Here is a 16920-nt window from a genome sequence, read left to right on the forward strand (position 1 = left end):
AGCCTTCCGAGCGGTTTCTGCGGCCTTGGACTGTCACCATGTGGGTGCCGGAAACGCTTGCCGACCGCGCTCCCGCCACGTCCGCTGCGGAGGCAGCCGACACCTTGGCCGTGTTTCTGACCGGTCTTCACCGACCTGTGCCCAATGGGGCGCCGACCGACCGCCTGGATCGGCCAGACGCAATCCCGGATGCGACGGTAGATCGGACTCAGGCACACTTGTCGGCGTACACGTGAACGTGGCTCTGGCAAGATTTTCGTAGGCGGAGATCATCTCGGCGGCACGGTCGGCCGGTCCACGTAGCGTCGGCGGAGATGGGCGATCAGGACGACGCGGTGGCGGAGAAGGGAGACGCCGGCGCGTCCGCCCATGAGACGTTTCTGCAGCTTGATGTCGGTGATACGGCCCTCGTTGACCCCGGAGTTGTAAGGGGTGGTGATCCCCTGGGCGACGGCATGTCGGTCTTCGCGCAGGGCTCCGGCAAGAGTAATTGTCAATTCCTGTGGATCGGTGGTGCTCTTCAGCCTTCCTCGGGCTTCTGGTCCTGGGCTTCGAGGAGGCGGCGGAGACGTCGGATCTCGGTGATCAGGCGGGGAATGTCCTGGCGGGCGTTGGCGATGAAGTTGGCGTTCTCGTCCCAGCGTTCGTCCGCAACGTCGACATATCGTGGCTGCTGGACCAGGGTGGCGGCCACGATCTGGTGGTGGTCGAAGTCTGGCCAGCGTTCGCCGGCTCCGGTGTCGGGGACAGTGCTGATGGCGACGAGGCTCATGGCGAAGCCGTCGTCCAGCTGGCGCACGTGCCAGGGGCCGGGAGTCGCAGCACCGGCAAGCTCCTCGATCTCGGCGAGTTCCTCGTCGGTCAGCGGATTGGGGGTGTCCATCAGGCTGCCCGCTCCTCGCGCTCAACCAGCTGACCACGTTGGAAACGGGCTCCGGCGCGGACAAGGGCAACGAGGTGAGGCGCGTTCACTGCTCGCCAGCGGGCCTGAGCGGACTCGATCAGCTTGAAGACCATGGCCAGTCCGGCCGCGCGGGAGCCAGCGCCCCTGGTGACCTTGGTCCGCAGCCGCACGGTGGCGAAGGTCGACTCGATCGGGTTGGTGGTCCGCAGATGGATCCAGTGCTCGGCGGGAAAGTCGAAGAACGCCAGGAGTTCGCCCTCGTCGTCCGTGATCCGCTTGACGACCTTGGGGTACTTGGCTCCGTAGGCCCGTTCGAAGTCGCGGACGGCCCGGGCCGCGTGCTCCTTGTCCTCGGCGTTGCAGATCTCCTGGATCGCACGCTTGGCCGCAGGCTGGGCCGACTTCGGCAGCGCGTCCAAAACGTTGGCGGTTTTGTGAACCCAGCACCTTTGATGGCGGGTGTCGGGAAAGACCTCGCTCAGCGCGTTCCAGAAGCCGAGAGCGCCGTCGCCGACAGCCAGGACCGGGGCCCGCATGCCCCGACGGGCGCAGTCCCGCAGCAGGCCCGCCCACGCCTCGGACGACTCGCGGTAACCGTCGATCATCGCGATCAGCTCCTTCGTGCCGTCCGCCCGTACCCCCATCAGCACCAGGACCGCGGCCTTCGCCTCCTCCAGGCGGATGCGCAGGTGGACGCCGTCCGCCCAGACGTACACGTAGTCCGTAGCGGACAGCTCCCGGTCCATGAACGCCGTGTGGTCGGCCTGCCATTGGGCGGTCAGCCGCGTCACGGTGGCGGGCGAGAGACCGGCCGAGGAGCCGAGGAACTGCTCCAGCGCGGGCACGAAGTCGCCGGAGGACAGGCCGTGCAGGTAGAGCAGCGGCAACACCTCACTGATCTTCGGGGACTTGCGGCACCAGGGCGGCAGGATCGCCGAGGAGAACCGCTTGCGCTCACCCGTCGTGTCATCGACGCGCTTGTCATTCACGCGCGGGGCCCGGACCTCGACCGTCCCGGCGGCCGTGGTGACCTTCCTCGGCCGGTGGTAGCTGTTGCGCACGACCAGGCAGCGACCGTCGCCGTCTCGTTCACCGGCCAACTCGGCTATGTAGCTGTTGACTTCGGCTTCCAGCGCGGCGGCCAGCATCCGTCGGGCGCCCTCGCGGACGATCTCGTCGATCAGGGAGCCGTTTGGCGTGGAACCGTCAGCATTGACTACCGTGAGCACGGGCGTGCCTTCCCGACCGACGCGCCAACGTCGGCCTACTCGATGACCATCACAGGATCATTCGGGAAGGTACGCCCTTCGCGTTGCCTCCCCGACACCGATCCACAGACACCTCACGTTGCTATGCCGTCAAGCCGACCGCTCTGGATGCGGTCAGCCGGCAGCAAAGGCAGACAACAAAGTGTCGGCCCGCAGCCTGAGTTCAGGGGCCTCCGCACCCGCGACGCGGATGGACATCTCTTCGCCGCCGACGGCTCGGGCAAGACTCACCTCCAGCGTGGCGTTGACGCCGACCAGGGGATACGCGTACCAGAGGTCGGGGTTTTCGTCGTCGGTGTCCTGGACTGCGGCTTCGATGGTGCGCCAGTCGGTGTCATCGAACTCGTATCCGGCGAAGCGCGACAACACCTCCAAGAAAGCGCGCAGGTTGCGGCCCCAGATCCACCCGTTGATCGACTCGGTCATGTCTCCCCCATCCGTGACGTAGCCAGGATGGCAGGCCGTGATCGAGTCAGGCGGCGGTCGCGAACACTCCGGCCGGGAAGGCGGCTTGCCCGTCGAAGAGTTCGCGCTTCTGGAGGCAGTGGTAGAGCTGGCCGATCATGCGGTTGAAGAGGTTGCGCTGGGCAGCTGCATGCCAGTCGCCTTGTTCGCGTCGGCGCCGGTAGTGGGCGTTGGCCCCGGCGGATGCCCGTAGCGACGCGAAGGCCCAGAGGTAGCCGGCGTGGTTGAGCCGGTCGTTCTTCACCCAGCGTCTGGTGATGGCGGACTTCTTGCCCGAGGCACGGGTGATCGGTGAGAAGCCGGCGTAGGCCTTGAGGCCGCGGGCATCGGCGAAGCGGGTGCGGTCGTCGCCGATTTCGGCCAGGACCCGCGCGGCGAGCTGGATGCCGAGGCCGGGGAAGCTCAGCAGGATGTCGGCGTCCGGGTGCTGGGGGAAAGCCTCTTCCACCGCTTCGGCGAGCTGGTCGGCGGCGGTGCAGGCGGCGTCCAGCTGAACGAGAAGGGCGAGCATCTGCTTGCCGAGCGCGTCCTCGACCAGCGGCGGCTGGTGGGCCCACTCGGCGCGGAAGGCCTCGCGGAGACGCTCGGCCTCGGCTTCGATACCGCGCTGGCGGCCGGCGCGCTTGAGGGCGGCCTGGATCCGGGTGCGGGACAGACGCGCGGCCCGGACCGGGGTCAGGGCGGTCCTGAGGAGCTCACGGGCCTCGGGACGACACAGGCCGTTGGTCCAGGCGGCGAAGGCGGCCAGGGCTGCGGGGTAGTACTCGCGCAGCAGAGAGCGAAGCTGGTTGGCGAGCTGCTGCCGGTTCCACAGAGAGTCTTGTTGGGCACGTGCCAGGACGGTGATCACGCGGCCGAGGTCGGAGTCGTCGGGCAGGGGCCGGTGGGCGTGCATGTCGGTGCGGAGGATGTTCGCCAGAACCAGGGCGTCGCCTGGGTCCGACTTCTTGCGCGAGACGGAGTGCCGGTCGCGGTAGCGGGCGGCGGCCATCGGGTTGATGGCGAACACCTTTCGCGTGCCGGTCCGCAGCACCGCGACGAGCAGGCCGCGGGAGGTCTCGATCGCGACCGGGATCGGATTTTCCTCGGTGTCGCCGTACTCGGCGAGCAGTTCCAGCAGGATCTTGTAGCCGACCGCGTCGTCGGTGATGTGGCGTTTGGCCAGCAGCTGGCCGGTGTCGTCGACCAAGGCGACGTCGTGGGTTCGTTCAGCCCAGTCGATTCCGCAGTAGATCAAGGTTCCCCTCCCCGAAATTCGTTATTTGCGCTGGTCACGAGCGCATGCGGGCCACGCAGCGACCTAATCCCAGGCCTCGACCGCATCGCGGTCGGGCCGCCACCTCACTAGCCGTTCGTGGCACCAGCGCACCTCACGGGCCTCGGTCTGCGCGGGAGCTCGTACGGCTCGGGCATCTCAAGAGGTCACCGCACGGCGGGCTCGTACCACCAACACCAACGAGTGATCAAGGCGATGGGATTGACAGCGCCGGACGGCACCAGGTCTCAGCCGAGGCCTCAGGGACCAGGCTGGCTTCACGTATCCGTCCGGCGCCGCCAAGTGGTGGCGGCCACGGAGACGCCGAGCGTCGCCGCTCTGCATCGAGGCTTCATGGCCCAGTCTGGCGAAGGCATCCGCCTGGCGCCCACGTGACCGCCACCACCATGAGCACCACGACCACGCACCCGGTCTACGTTGAGACCTCGACGGCCCGGCTACACTTGGATGTCACGGTCTGGTACTCGAACGCTCCGAGAAGCACCCGCTCCTGCGGATCGCTCATAACTACGGATTAGGTCTTGAGCATTGCTCACCGAACCCGGAACGGTTCAGTGACCGTGCTTGAGCCAGTCGTCGGCGCCGCTCTCGCCGCAGCAACACTCGTGAGTACGTGGTTCGTCATCTGGTTGCCCCGGCGTCACCAGTGGGCCGATGCCGCCGTCGCGGAACGGGGATGGTTTATCGTGGTTGCGTAGTGGGGAACGCGACTTGTGCAGCGATCATCAGCAACCGGGCGCCGAGCCGGGACAGTTGCAGAGTCCGGGGCTGCGGAGAGTGGTTGAGGATCGCCGAGACGGCGACGGTGGGGGTGGTCGCGGCCGGTACCGCGCCCACCCCCACCGTCATGGTTGTGTCCGCCTGGCCCGTTCCAGCCGCGCCTGCCGCCTGCCTTCCATAAAGCAGGTGCCTCCGATCAAGAGGCCCATGGCAACGCCTCCCCCGAGGGCCAGCAAGATCTGTCCCGGAGCGGGGTGGTCCAGGGCGGCCAGCAAGCAGAGCAGCGCTGTCGCTCCTCCCACGCCGAGTCCCAGGCCGAGCGGATGCCTTGCGGCGAACCGCTGGGACCGGGTGGGCGGCAGACTGCCGCCCAGGGCCCGGTCCAGCGACTGGTAGGCCCGCACCAGGCCATGGTCGTGCCGTTCCCGGTCAGGTCCGGCGGGATGCGGACCTCCACCTGCTGTCCGGTTCGCACTCATTGCGTACTCCCTGTCCGATGAACCTGGGGGATAAGGCGCGTCCGTCACACGTGACGCACTATGGCATCACGTTGAGCAACTCCCGGTTGACGGCGATCTCCTTGCTCAGAGGGCCAATCCTCGCCGCGCCGAGATTAGCGAGCCCGAACAGTATGGGGGACCCGACGGCATCCACGTAGCCTCCCGTCGTGTGCTTGTCCTCCGTGAACTGGTAGGTGAGGTATCCCGCCAGACCGGCTGCCCCGATCGTGCATGCCACGGCCAGGGTGCCCAGGCTGATGAAACCGCATCCGATTCCTGCGGCGAAGCCGATGAGATCCGACGAGTGCTTCTTCACCCACCCCATGAAGCCGCCCGACTCCTCCTTCTTCTTCTTCTCGGCGATCTCCAGCTTCTTGACCTCACCCATGCATTCGGCAGCTGCTCCCCCCAGCCTCAGGCATTCGTGGAAAGCGGCAATCTTCGCCTTGGCCACTCCCGTGGACGCGCTCTTGTACCAGGCTTGGGCCTCCGCGTCCGACATGTACTGGGTTCCGAGGTACCCGAGGTCCTTCTTGAGCCAGTTGTAGACCGACTTGTCCTTGATCTTCTTCGTGTGGGCCGAGCCCGTCTTGATGGAGCAGTCTCCGACCGCGCAGCCCCTCGTGTAATCGGACGTGCCGGTCTTGGCGTCGTAGCCGACCGCGTCCTGCTGCTTCTTGGAGCAGTATTTGACGTCGTACTGGCAGGAGTTGGGCCTGGAGCCGATCTCCAGTCCGCTGGGGTCGCTGTAGGCGACTGGGTTGTTCGCCGCGTAGCTGTAGGCGTTCATCTCCTGCGGCAGGTACGGCTTGTTCAGTTCGTCCGTGCTCAGGAAACGGGCGAGACCTGGGTCGTAGAGCCGCGCGCCGAGTACAGACAGGCCGGTGGAGTCGTCCTCCGGTTGGCCGACGTACCCGCGATCCACGGCGGTCGGCAGGTTCGCCGTGGTACCGCGCTGCTTACCGAACGGTGTGTAGCGACGCCGTGTGACCACACCGCCCACAGCCGTCACCATGAGCTGGGTGGATGCCTGACCGTCGCCGAGCAGCCAGGTCAGTTTTCCGTTCGCGGTGTTGTCAGCCGTCCGCACGGCAAGGCTGGTGCCGCCGGCGCTGTAATAGCGGCTCGCCACGGCCGCCGTGCTGCCGGCCTTGTGGATTTCGTGACCGTCCAGATACAGCACCTTTTCGGTGGACGCGTTGCGCAGCAGCACATTGCCTGCGGCGTCGTAGACGTATGACGTGGTCTTACCGCTCGTCTTCACGGAGGTCACGCGGTGCAGTGAGGACCAGGTGACCGAGGAGGCCGTGCCGGCCACGGTTCGGGAGGTCATCTGCCCAGCATCGTCGTAGCCGTAGTTGTCGGTGCTCGATCCGGTGACCACGCTGGTGACCGCGTGCGGGCGGGGGGTGTCCGCGGTGTAAGCAGACTCGTCCGCGCTGTAACCGGGGTAGTGGTAGTCGTGAGTGAGCGCGCTCACCGTGGACGAGACCTTATCCGTGATGGCCTGGATGTTGCCCATCTTGTCGTAGCTGTACTGCTGCTGGTAGGGATCCGGGCCGCTGAAGTCCGAAGCGGGCGTGCTACCGCAACCGGTGGCCGACTGAGTCCAAGCGCCAGTGAGCCTCCTGAGGTCGTCGTAGGTGAAGCACTGTTGCTGCGTGGAGGAGTTTTCGCGAAGGGCCGTGATGTCGCCGTTGTTGTTGCGGGTGTAGGTGTCGTCCTGAATCTTTGTCGTGGTACCGCCGGTCAGTGTGCTGGTCGTGATGTTCTTCAGCCAGCCCGTGCCGTTGCTGTCGTCGTAGGTGAGAGTTCGGGTCATGCTGGTGTCGGTGCTGGAGATGCCGAGCGAGCGGGAGGTGACACGACCGTAGTCGTCGTAGCCGACGTTGTTCGCATAGGTGGCCAGTCCGCTGGACACCTTGGTCAGACGTCCCTGTCCCGAGTAGGCAGTGGTGACGGTCTCGGCAGGCAGCCCGCCGATGGCCGGGTAGTCCACCGAGGTGACGTGATCGGCCAGGTCGTAGTGGTAGGTGAAGGTGTATGTGCCGTTCAGGCCCGCGCCGTCACCGGCGTTGGGGACGGTGACGTTTCTGGCCGTGGCCCTTCCACGCATGTCGTATCCGGTGGTCTTCGCGGTGTAGGCGTTGCCTGCCGTGTCGTACGACGTGGTGGACGTGACCAGGCCCTTGGCGCCGGTGACCGCAGTACCGCCGTCGTTGTCGTACGCCGTCTTGGTGAACACGACGCTTCCCTGGGAAACTGTGGTGGATCGCTGGAGGGCGTCGTAGGTGTACGTCAGTGTCACCTTGTTGCCGTCCGTGGTGGTCGCCACGTTCCCGTTCTCGTCGTATGTGGAGCTCGCGGCACCGGCGTCGGGATCCTGAGAGGTCAGCCGGTCCCCTGCGAAGTTGTACGTGTAGTGAGAGGTGTTGTTGTTGGCATCATGGATGTACTTCAGCTTGCCGCTGCGGGTGTATTCGTAGGTCGTGGCGTTCGACTGCGCGCCCACGTGCTCGACCACTTTGGCCGTCTGCCCATAGACGTCGGTGTAGGTCTCGCTGGACTGTCCGACTGCGGGCGTGACGGTGGTCAGGTCTGCGCCGCCGTACGTGGTCGTGACTTTGTTCGCCGCCTGCGGGGTGCCACTGACTAGGAGCCGGGTGAGTGTGGTGCGACCGGCCCAGTCCACCTCGAGGTCGGTGTAAGACGGGATGACGGAGGGCGCCGGATTGACGGGCTTCGATCCCGCGGTGGCCGAGTTGTAGAACGGCTGCGACGTGCCTGCCACGTTCCCCGAGGAGTCGTATCGCGTGACGCTCACGGTCATTCCGGTCCCGGACGGGGCCGGGAGCTGCGCTTCCAGGGTACGTCCCAGACCGTCGGCGTAGTCGTGACGGACGGCGTAGGTGGTACCGCTCTGCAACTCCTTCGTCGTGGCCTGCAGGGGAGCACCCGTAGCCTGGTAGGGAATGTCCGCCGTCTTGCTCTGCATCGGCAGCACGTAGGAGAAGGTCATGGACGGCGTTCCGTCCGGGTAGTTGGCGGACTCCGTCGGCTTGAAGACCTTCGAGAGCCTTCCCACACCGTCGAAGACGGCCTCAGTGGTGTTGCCGTTGGCGTCGACGGACTTCCAGATCTCGCCCCAGAAGCGTGAGACGTAGTCCCTGGAGGCCAGGGCCGTACCCGGGCCGCTGCTTCCGTCAGGGTCCGGTGTCGTGGTCACTACCCCATCGACCGGCCATGACGTGGCCGGATTGTACGAGGTGATGGTCGCGCTGCCCTTGCCGTCGTACGTCTTCACGGGGCGCCCGGCGTCGTCGAACTCCTCTTTGGTCACTCGCGCGTTCGCCGCATTCGTGTCCGTGTAGACCCGGACCTCCGTCGCGTTGCCGTCCGCGAGTTTGGTGTTGTTGTCGTCGAACGTGGCCGAGCCGTCGTAGAAGGTGGCGGTCCGTCGGTCCAGGTGGGCGTCGGGTGTCGATCCTGCCTGGTCGGTGGCCACTGTCGAGCAGCCGGCGTTGTAGTGCCGCTCGTCGTCCTGATACACCATCCAGCGGATGGTGCCGGTGTCGTCGTTGGGCAGGTCCGAGGTGTTGTAGGCGCGGCCGTACTCGGTGCACTGGTTGTCCGAGACGTCGCTCTCGCCCCAGTCGTCGACCCGCATGGGCAGACCGAAGGTGGTCGAGGCCGCCTCGTTGTCGTCGTACTCGGTCTCGATGATGTGCTCGCGCCACGTGGTCAGGTCCGAGTCGCTGGAGTCGTATGCCTTCTCCAGCGTGCGGGTCCTGGTCTCACGGACGAAGCGGGCGTCGGACAGGCCGGTGTACTGGGCGGTGTTGTGGGTCCAGTACGAGTGCCACTGACGTTTCTGGGACTTGCCGTCGCTGTCGCGTGTGGACGTCTCCAGGGTCTGGCCGGCAAGCCATGCGGAGTCGGTGTACTCCGCGTCCTCGGAGTCCTTCACCTTCACGCTGCGTGTGGCGCTGGGGTCAGTCTTCGAGGTGCGGTCGCCGTCCAGGCCTCGATAGAGCCAGTGATAGGTGGAGTGCAGGTTGGCTCCCGCGCCGGTGGTGACCAGCACCTTGGCGTAGCCGCGCCAGTCGGACCAGGTCTCGTCCTCGTCCTTGACCAGCGGACTGTCGGTGAACGCCCAGGCCGGAGCCCCGTCGTACTGGTACGTCGTGGTCATCACGGGGTCGCCGTCGTCGTAGGTGCCGGGGTCGACGGCCACCTTCGTGACGACGAACTTCTTGAACCAGCCGGTGCGTTCGCTCTCGCCCTCGGGCGTCCACTTCTGCCAGAAGCACTCGAAGTCGTTGTTGGCCTGGGCCGGTGGGCTGTCCTCGTCGCACTGGCGTGAGACCGTGCCGTCCGCGTCGGTGGCGTGTCCGTAGGTCACGTCGATCGTCGAGCCCGTGTCGGTGACGACCTGCTCGACTCGCTTGAAGTTGAGTGTGCCGGTGCCGACCAGGTTGTCCTGCCAGGCGCCGTCGAAGTTGATGGCGGGCAGGGTGATGTCGTCACCCGAGTAGCCGCGACGCTGGATGTAGTCCAGCCAGAGCTGGCCGCCGACTTCACCGTCGGGGTTCACCATCGCGTACCGCATCTGGTACTGCATCACGGTGTCCCAGTCGGACGCGTTGTTGTCCCGCACCTGAGTCGTGATGTCCCAGAGCAGGTCGCGCTGGAAGAACGTCGGGTAGTACGTCTTGCCCGCGCACGCCGAGTCGTCCGTGGACCCGTCGCAGATCAGGTCGGTCGGGACGTCCGGATACGAGGACGGGGAGGAGTCGATGGTGGGGCAGTCGGCTGCGGTGTTGTCCAGCGGGTTCGGTTCCTGCGTCCGCTCCTTGCAGCGGTTGAGGTGCTGGAAGACGACCCGGGCCGGCAGCTGGGCGCCGGCGATCTGCGAGGACCAGCCGTACTCGATGCGCGTCAGATAGGAGGACGCGTCGTACCTGCGGGCCTTGTCGGCGGCGGCGACAGAGCGGTAGTAGTTGGTCTCTTTGTCATAGAAGTACGAAGTTTCCACCTCATTGGGGTCCACGACGCGGTCGAGGTTCCACTTCCATGCCTGGTTGCAGAACGTTGGCTGCCCGCCGTCGTAGCACGGCTCGCCCTCGTCGTCCCCGATCACCGGAACGCTCAGTACCGAGTGTGTGGCCAGGCTGGTGTCGCGCTCGGAGCGGCCCCAGCCGAAGTAGTAGCGGGTGCCGTCCTGCTTGGTGATCACCCAGAACTCATCGGTGTTGTCCGGGTTGTTGGGGCTGCCCTTGAGGTGCTGGACCTTCCAGCCCTTGTCATCCTTCAGATGGAAGGAGCCCGTACCCGAGTTGTCCTGGATCAGCTCGGAGCTCTCGCCTCCGAGGTTGATCTGGTAGACGGCGCCGTTGGGGTCGTCGGTGGAGTTGGGCGAGTCCCAGCACAGGTCGCCCCACTGCTGGTTCTGGGCCGGCCCGTGACCGTCGTTGATGCAGTTGTTGTATTTGCGCTCGATGTAGCCGACATTGAGGTCCCAGCCCATACCGGCCCAGGAGGCTTGATTGTTCGATGCCGATGTCCGGCCGTCGATGGACTGGGAGTTGTAGGACAGGGCCAGTTCCGGCGGAGAGCCGACCGGCGGCTTCGGCACGTCGATCGGCACGTTGTAGGTGAAGGCGCCGGATCCCAGCGACACGTCCCATTTGCCCGACTGATTGGCCGGGGTGGCCCGGTAGTCGCCCTTGTCCGAGGAGGAGCCACTGGTCAGCGCATAGGTGGCTGCTGCCGCGGAGAGGAGTGAGTTCGAGTTGTCCGGGGCCGCCTCGACGGTCGCGGTGAGGATCTGCTTCTCGATGTCGTTGTCCGCGGCCACCACGGTGCCCTGGCGACAGGCCGGCTCGTCCGGGGCGGTGACGGCACAGGCGGGCAGCCGAGTCAGCTGCAGCCGGTCTGCGAAGTCACCGCCATAAGCGCCCGCGAAGCCCGAGTAGTCAATGCTGACGTCGACCGGCCCGGTGGTGGCGCTGCCGTCGGCACGACGGACCCGCAGCCCGAGACCGACACCCCCGAACCGCTCCACCTTGTCGCGGTCCAACACCTCGACCGCGACCCGGTTCGGCCCGGCAGTGACTGTAAAGGAACGGCTCGACCCCTTTGCGGCCCGTACGGCGACGGCCGCCGATCCGGCACCCGAGACTTGTGCGTCCCGGGGAGCAGAACCAACGGCCGGTACGTCGACGGTGGCTTTTCCGGACTGCGGCCAGACCACCTTCGGTGTCTTGGTGATTCCGTCCTCGACCTGCTGCGGAATGGCCGCGCCGAGCGATCTGGCGGGTACGTCCGGTTTCTTGCCCGAAGGTAACGCGAGCGCCGTGGGTGCGAACGACACCACGGCCAGCAGCGCGGCCATCAGAGCCTTGACGAGCACCAGAGACAGTTTTCGCCTGCCCGGTTTCACAGCCCACCCCCATAGATAGCCATGCGCATGCCAAAAATGCCCCTAACTGAGGCCTACGGCACGGACAACGGGAGTGTAATCAGGGGTGAAGCGCGCCCACTAGATCAACAAAACGGGACTTAATGGAACGTACACCAATCGCTCGCGGTCACACGCCCGCCTTTTGGTAGTCACGCCGCCTTCACCTCTGGCAACATCCGCTCGACACAACTCAGTTCGGTCTCATGCCAGGGGGGCAAATGCGTCTCGCATCACACCGCACATTAGGTCGTCTCGCCGCGACCCTCGTCTCGCTCTCGCTCGCCACAGGACTTCAACTCGGCCTCGCGGACACCGCGTCCGCCGCCGTCACCGCCGGTCCTCTCTTCAACAACCCGACCGGAACCGCGGCCGAGCAGCAGGCGATACGGACCCGACTGCTCGACTACATAGGCCAGTCACCATCCGGATCGTCCATCAAGGCGTCGGTCTACCACTTCTGGGACGAGGAAGTGGCGGTGGCCCTCGCCGATGCGCGCGCCCGGGGCGTCGACGTCCAGGTGATGTTGGACGAGAGCGACGTGAGCGACAACCCGGACGACTCCACCTACGGAATCCTCAAGACGGCCCTCGGCACCGATCTCGGCAACAGCTCGTTCGTCGGGCTGTGCCCCGTCAAAAAGTCCTGTCTGGGCCAGCCCTCCCAGGGCGCCTCCATCAACCACAACAAGTTCTGGCTGTTCTCGCAGCTCGACGGGGCGTACGACGTCGTGGTGCAGACCTCGGCGAACCTCACGCCGTCCAGTTACAGCCGGTTCTGGAACGACGCGTACGTCGTGCCCAACAACGTGGCCCTCTACACGGCCTACGGCACCTACTTCGCCGCACTCGTGGGCCAGGACTGGGCCAACTGGCAGTACAGCTACACCACCAGCAGCCCCTACAAGGTCTACTTCTTCCCTCGCCCGGCGGACGACCCGTCACCGGGCGACACCGTCACCGGCGTCCTCGACAACATCACCTGCACCTACACGGAAGGCGCCACCGCCAAACACACCAAGGTGCGGGTCGGGATGTTCAAGCTGACCCGACTCGCCGTGGCCCAGAAACTGGTCGCGCTGCAGAAGGCCGGCTGCACCGTCGACATCGTGTACTCCCAGACCGACAGCGGATCCTCAAGCGGCACCTGGGAGACACTTCACGCAACGGGCGGCCCCGCCCTACGCTGCTACAACTGGGACGACGACAACGACCCGGACACCGCCGCGCGCATCATCCACTCCAAGTACCTGCTGATCGAAGGCAAGTACGACGGCGCGACGGGCCAGAAGGTCCTGTGGACCGGCAGCCACAACTACACGGGGCCGGCTCTCACCAAGAACGACGAGACACTGTTGAAGGTCGACGGTGACGCCGACCACGACGCGTACGTCACCGACTTCAACGCGGTGAAGGCAGCAGCGGTGCCAGGGACCGCGGACAACACCAACGCCTGCAAGGGTGTCACGAGCACGCCCGAGACCTGAGCCCCGGACCAGACCGCCCAGCACCCGGCCCGGCATCACGCAAGGCCAGCATCCCTTGCGCCCTGCGCATCGCAGGCAGGATCAGCAATGATGCGTCGGCAGACACGGTCTTCCACTCGGATCACGGAGCGTAGAGAACTCTCCATGATCTTGGAAGCCGTGCCTGTCACGTTCAGGGAGCCCCCAAACTGACAGAACATCACGAAGCGGGCGTCACGTAACTACGCCGAAGCCCTGGAGCCCGCCGAAAAACAACATGCGGGTGGGCAGGGCGCTGACCTGCGACGTCAAGACCAGAAACCCACAAGTTAATGATCTGCAGGCCCCTGGCTTACGGTGATGGCCGGGCTGGTGCAGGTGGCGTTGGGGATTGAGGTTCCCCCGTGCGCGGGAGGTGCTGGTCAGGGCGGGTTGACGGGGTTTCAGGTTCGTTCGGCCGTTGCCTGGTCGGCGTAGTGCGGGACTGTAAAACGTCTGGCTCTTCCAAGATTTTCGTAGGCGTTGATCGTCGTCAGTTGAGGAGGACGAGTTGGCGTAGGAGGCTGTGTCCGGCTCGGCCGTACGTCAGCCGCTTGAGTAATTTGATCTTTGTGTTGACGCCTTCAGTGCGCCCGTTGTGGTGGGGCAGGGTAAGTGCGGCGTCGACGGCAGGACGGTCACGCTCCAGGCCGTTCGCGAAGGAGTGGAGAAAGGGCGAGCACCGAGCGCGCCGACGAATGCCACCGCCGTCCCGGTGGCGGCCAGCCGCGACCGCCGGGAACCGGCGAGTTCACCCAGGAACAGCACCGCCGGGACAAGCGCCAGGATCAGCAGGTCGAACCAGAGCCCTAGCTGCATCCGGACGTCCTGCCCAGCAGCGGCCGACACCTGACTGACCGCGCTGCCATTGGAGATGTGCGCCGGCGCCACGGCGTACTGCGCCAGTTGGCCGAGCCCGCTCGCAGTCAACGCCACGGCCCCACCGGCCGCGCGCACCTTCGAAGAAATCACCGGGTCCTCCTCGAGAACGAACACCGTTCAACAGCTGCGTCCACCGTCGGGCCCGGTCGTGTCCCGGAACCAGGGGCACCGGTCCCCCACCGTCGGGCAGGGCTGCGGGCCCCACGGCCGTCCCAGGGATGCCGGTACGGGCGCCACGTACCCTGCGGTACCCGCAGAGGCGGCTTCAGCGACGCTCTCGGAGATAGGCCAGTACCGCCAGCACACGGCGATGGGCATCGCCGTTCTCCGAGATGCCGAGTTTCTGGAAGGTGCTGCGCATGTGGGACTCGACCGTGCGCTCGGACAGATGGAGGCGTTGCGCGACGGCGGCGTTGGACAGTCCCTCCGCGGCCAGCGCCAGCACCTCGTGCTCCCGGACGGTCAGGGCCGAGAGCGGGTCGTCACGGCCGGTCGTACGCAGCAGCGCGGCGACGATCTCGGGATCCAGGGCCGAGCCTCCCGCGGCGACCCGGCGCACGGTGTCGAGGAAGTCGGCGACGCTCAGCACCCGGTCCTTGAGCAGGTAGCCGAAGCCGCCTGAAGCCAGCAGCGGCAGGCACTGCCGGGTCTCGATGTGCTGGGACAGCAGCAGCATCGGGAAGCCCGGATGGGCTTGTCGGATATCGCGGGCGGCCCGGGCCCCGTCGGCCGTCATGGTGGGTGGCATGCGGACGTCGATGACCGCCAGGTCGGGCCGCTCACGGGAAACCGCGGCCACGAGCGAGTCGGCGTCGGCGACCGCCGCGACGACCTCGTGGCCGGCCTCGGTGAGCAGGCGGGTCAGCCCTTCGCGGAAGAGCGCGGAGTCCTCGGCCAGCAAGATGCGCATGTCAGATCGTCACCCGGATCGTCGTTCCCGCGCCTTCCGGACTGTGCAGACTCAGATTTCCGCCGACCGCGGTCACCCGGTCGCGGGCGGACGTCAGCCCGTATCCGGGGCGGGCGCCGCCGATGCCGTCGTCGGACACCTCGATGTGAAGTGCTGACCGTTCCTGTTTGACGACCACGCTGATGACGCTGGCGCGGGCGTGCTTGAGCGTGTTGGTCAGGGCCTCGGCGACCACGAAGTACGCCGCGGTGGCGACGGCCTCGGGAACGTCCGTATCGCACACGGTCGCCTCGACCGGTACCGGGAAGTCGCCCACGAGGGCGCGGAGGGCGACGGCGAGCCCGTCGTCCAAGAGACTCGGACGTACGCCGTGGGCGAGGCGCCGCAGTTCGGTCACGGTGCCCGCGAGCGTGCTGACGGCGGCTTCCAGGTCACGGTGGGTGGGATCCTTCGGGCCGAACCGGCTCTGGGCCGAACGCAGCCGCATCCCGACCGCGATGATCTGCTGCTGGGCACCGTCGTGCAGGTCGCGGGCGAGCCGTTGTCGCTCGGCCGCGGTCACCAGCGCCAGCCTCGACCGACTCGCCCGGGCTTCGTCCAGCGCGATGCGCAGCTCAAGGCGCAGTCGACTGACCTCGATCGGCAACCGGGCCTGGAGAACAGCGTCGCGGGCGCGGCGCATCCGCCTGGCGGTCGGCGCGCCGAGCAGGACGACCCCCACGTCGCTGCCGCCGGTCGCCAGGGGCAGACACGTCGCGTCGTCGGGCACCGGCACAGACTCCCCGTCGAGGCCGAGGTAGGTGCCGGGCGAACCGGTGGGCGGCTTGAGGAGCAGACGGAGCTCGGGATCACCGACGACCGACCGAAGGAGGTCGGCGACCGCTTCCGGCTCCGCCGCACCGTCCCTGACCCGGCGTACGAACTCCTCCATCCGCGCGGTGATGACCATCCGGTCCCGGTCCACGAGCCGTCCCACCAGGTTGTTGACACCACGGTGCAGCGGCAGCAGGCAGAGTGCAGTGACGAAGGCCGCGCCGGTCAAGCCGAGTTCGGTGTCGGCTCCGAGCAGATCGGCTCCGAACAAGACCAGGGCGGCGAAGACCGATGCCGACACCAGGGTGGTCAGCAGCCAGCTCAGCGAAGCCCCAAGGAGCCGGTCCACGTCGAACAGGTCGTACCTCAGCACGGCCACCGCGATCGTGGCGGGCACAGCCCACAGCATCGCCACCATGAATCCGGTGTAGGCCGCATTGATCGAGGCTCCCAGTATTTCGGCGGCCCAGCCCGCGGCCAGCAGCACCGGTACGGCCCCGGCACCGAGCATCAGCCAGCGCAGCTGCTGTCGGACCACTTCGTCGCCCCGCCGATACCGCAGGGCCAGACAACAGACCGCGGCCACCAGCACCGCCAGCACACCGCCGAAGGCCAGAACCGCCACAACAACCACAACGGGTAACGGGATTCGCCATACGATCTGGCCGGGAAGCAACGCAGGACCACCGCGGTCGGGCGCGACGAACGACACGGAAAGATTGAGCCAGAGGCCGGCCGCGACACCCGACCACACGACCGGCCGCCATCTGGGTCCCGGCAACAGCCCGTCGGGGAACACCAGGCACAGGGCGACGAACCCGGCCAGGTTCCACACCCACGCACCGAGCTTGAGCGCGTAGACCAAGCGGGCCGCCGGCGCCTGATGTGCCAGCGTGACCGTCTCCCCCCACGTCTCCACGGCGAACACGACGGCGGGCGCCGCGCCCACCCAGCTCAGTACGGCACCTACCTGGCTGCTCGGCACCCGCCGGGACAGCAGGGATCCGGTGATGACCGGCCCGGCCAGAAAGCAGCTGTCGAAGGCCCATCGACCGGGCGGCAGCGCGTGCGTGGGCCCGAAAGCCAGCCAGGCCCTGACAAGACAGGCAGCGGTAAACACCGCCCCGGGAAGAACCGTACGGACCGTCTTCGCCATCGCGCCATCATCGCCGGGTCTGCGGCCTTCGTCATCAGTGCCAGCACGCAGTGCGGACCAC

9 protein-coding genes and 1 pseudogene are annotated in these 16920 nt (G+C 66.6%); 1 reads left to right on the top strand and 9 read right to left on the bottom strand.

Features of this window, described 5'->3' with window-relative positions; all coding sequences use genetic code 11:
- Positions 1-269 precede the first annotated feature (269 nt).
- From OG410_RS00650 to OG410_RS00675, 6 genes are all read right to left on the bottom strand, one after another.
- Complete coding sequence (locus tag OG410_RS00650) at positions 270-497, bottom strand: hypothetical protein (protein WP_329297235.1); 228 nt, start codon at positions 495-497, stop codon at positions 270-272.
- Between the two features lie 23 nt (positions 498-520).
- Positions 521-883 carry a hypothetical protein gene (locus tag OG410_RS00655; protein WP_329297236.1) on the bottom strand — a complete coding sequence of 121 codons (363 nt, stop codon included), beginning with the start codon at positions 881-883 and terminating at the stop codon, positions 521-523.
- A complete protein-coding gene (locus tag OG410_RS00660) occupies positions 883-2133 on the bottom strand; it encodes an IS256 family transposase (protein ID WP_329297237.1) in 1251 nt (416 codons plus the stop codon). Before OG410_RS00660 ends, OG410_RS00655 begins: the two co-directional genes overlap by 1 nt.
- Before the next feature lie 153 nt (positions 2134-2286).
- Entirely contained in the window at positions 2287-2598 is a 312-nt protein-coding gene (locus tag OG410_RS00665; protein ID WP_329297238.1) for a hypothetical protein, read from the bottom strand.
- Between the two features lie 46 nt (positions 2599-2644).
- Complete coding sequence (locus OG410_RS00670; protein ID WP_329297239.1) at positions 2645-3874, bottom strand: IS110 family transposase; 1230 nt, start codon at positions 3872-3874, stop codon at positions 2645-2647.
- A 1296-nt stretch (positions 3875-5170) separates the two neighbouring features.
- On the bottom strand, positions 5171-11545 hold the full coding sequence (locus tag OG410_RS00675) for an RHS repeat-associated core domain-containing protein (RefSeq protein WP_329297240.1): 6375 nt from the start codon (positions 11543-11545) through the stop codon (positions 5171-5173).
- Between the two features lie 269 nt (positions 11546-11814).
- On the opposite strand from OG410_RS00675, the gene OG410_RS00680 reads away from it, so the two are divergent.
- Entirely contained in the window at positions 11815-13080 is a 1266-nt protein-coding gene (locus OG410_RS00680; protein ID WP_329297241.1) for a phospholipase D-like domain-containing protein, read from the top strand.
- Positions 13081-13591: 511 nt separating this feature from the next.
- Here the strand turns inward: OG410_RS00680 and OG410_RS00685 are convergent.
- The 3 genes and pseudogenes from OG410_RS00685 to OG410_RS00695 form a co-directional block, all read right to left on the bottom strand.
- Positions 13592-13789 (bottom strand): annotated as a pseudogene (locus OG410_RS00685) (transposase); the annotation flags it as partial.
- 456 nt (positions 13790-14245) lie between these two features.
- Positions 14246-14890, bottom strand: coding sequence for a response regulator transcription factor (locus OG410_RS00690; protein ID WP_329297242.1), 645 nt, complete (start codon positions 14888-14890; stop codon positions 14246-14248).
- A 1-nt stretch (position 14891) separates the two neighbouring features.
- Complete coding sequence (locus OG410_RS00695; protein WP_329297243.1) at positions 14892-16859, bottom strand: sensor histidine kinase; 1968 nt, start codon at positions 16857-16859, stop codon at positions 14892-14894.
- Positions 16860-16920 lie beyond the last annotated feature (61 nt).

The sequence above is a fragment of the Streptomyces sp. NBC_00659 genome (assembly GCF_036226925.1).
Lineage (GTDB): Bacteria > Actinomycetota > Actinomycetes > Streptomycetales > Streptomycetaceae > Streptomyces.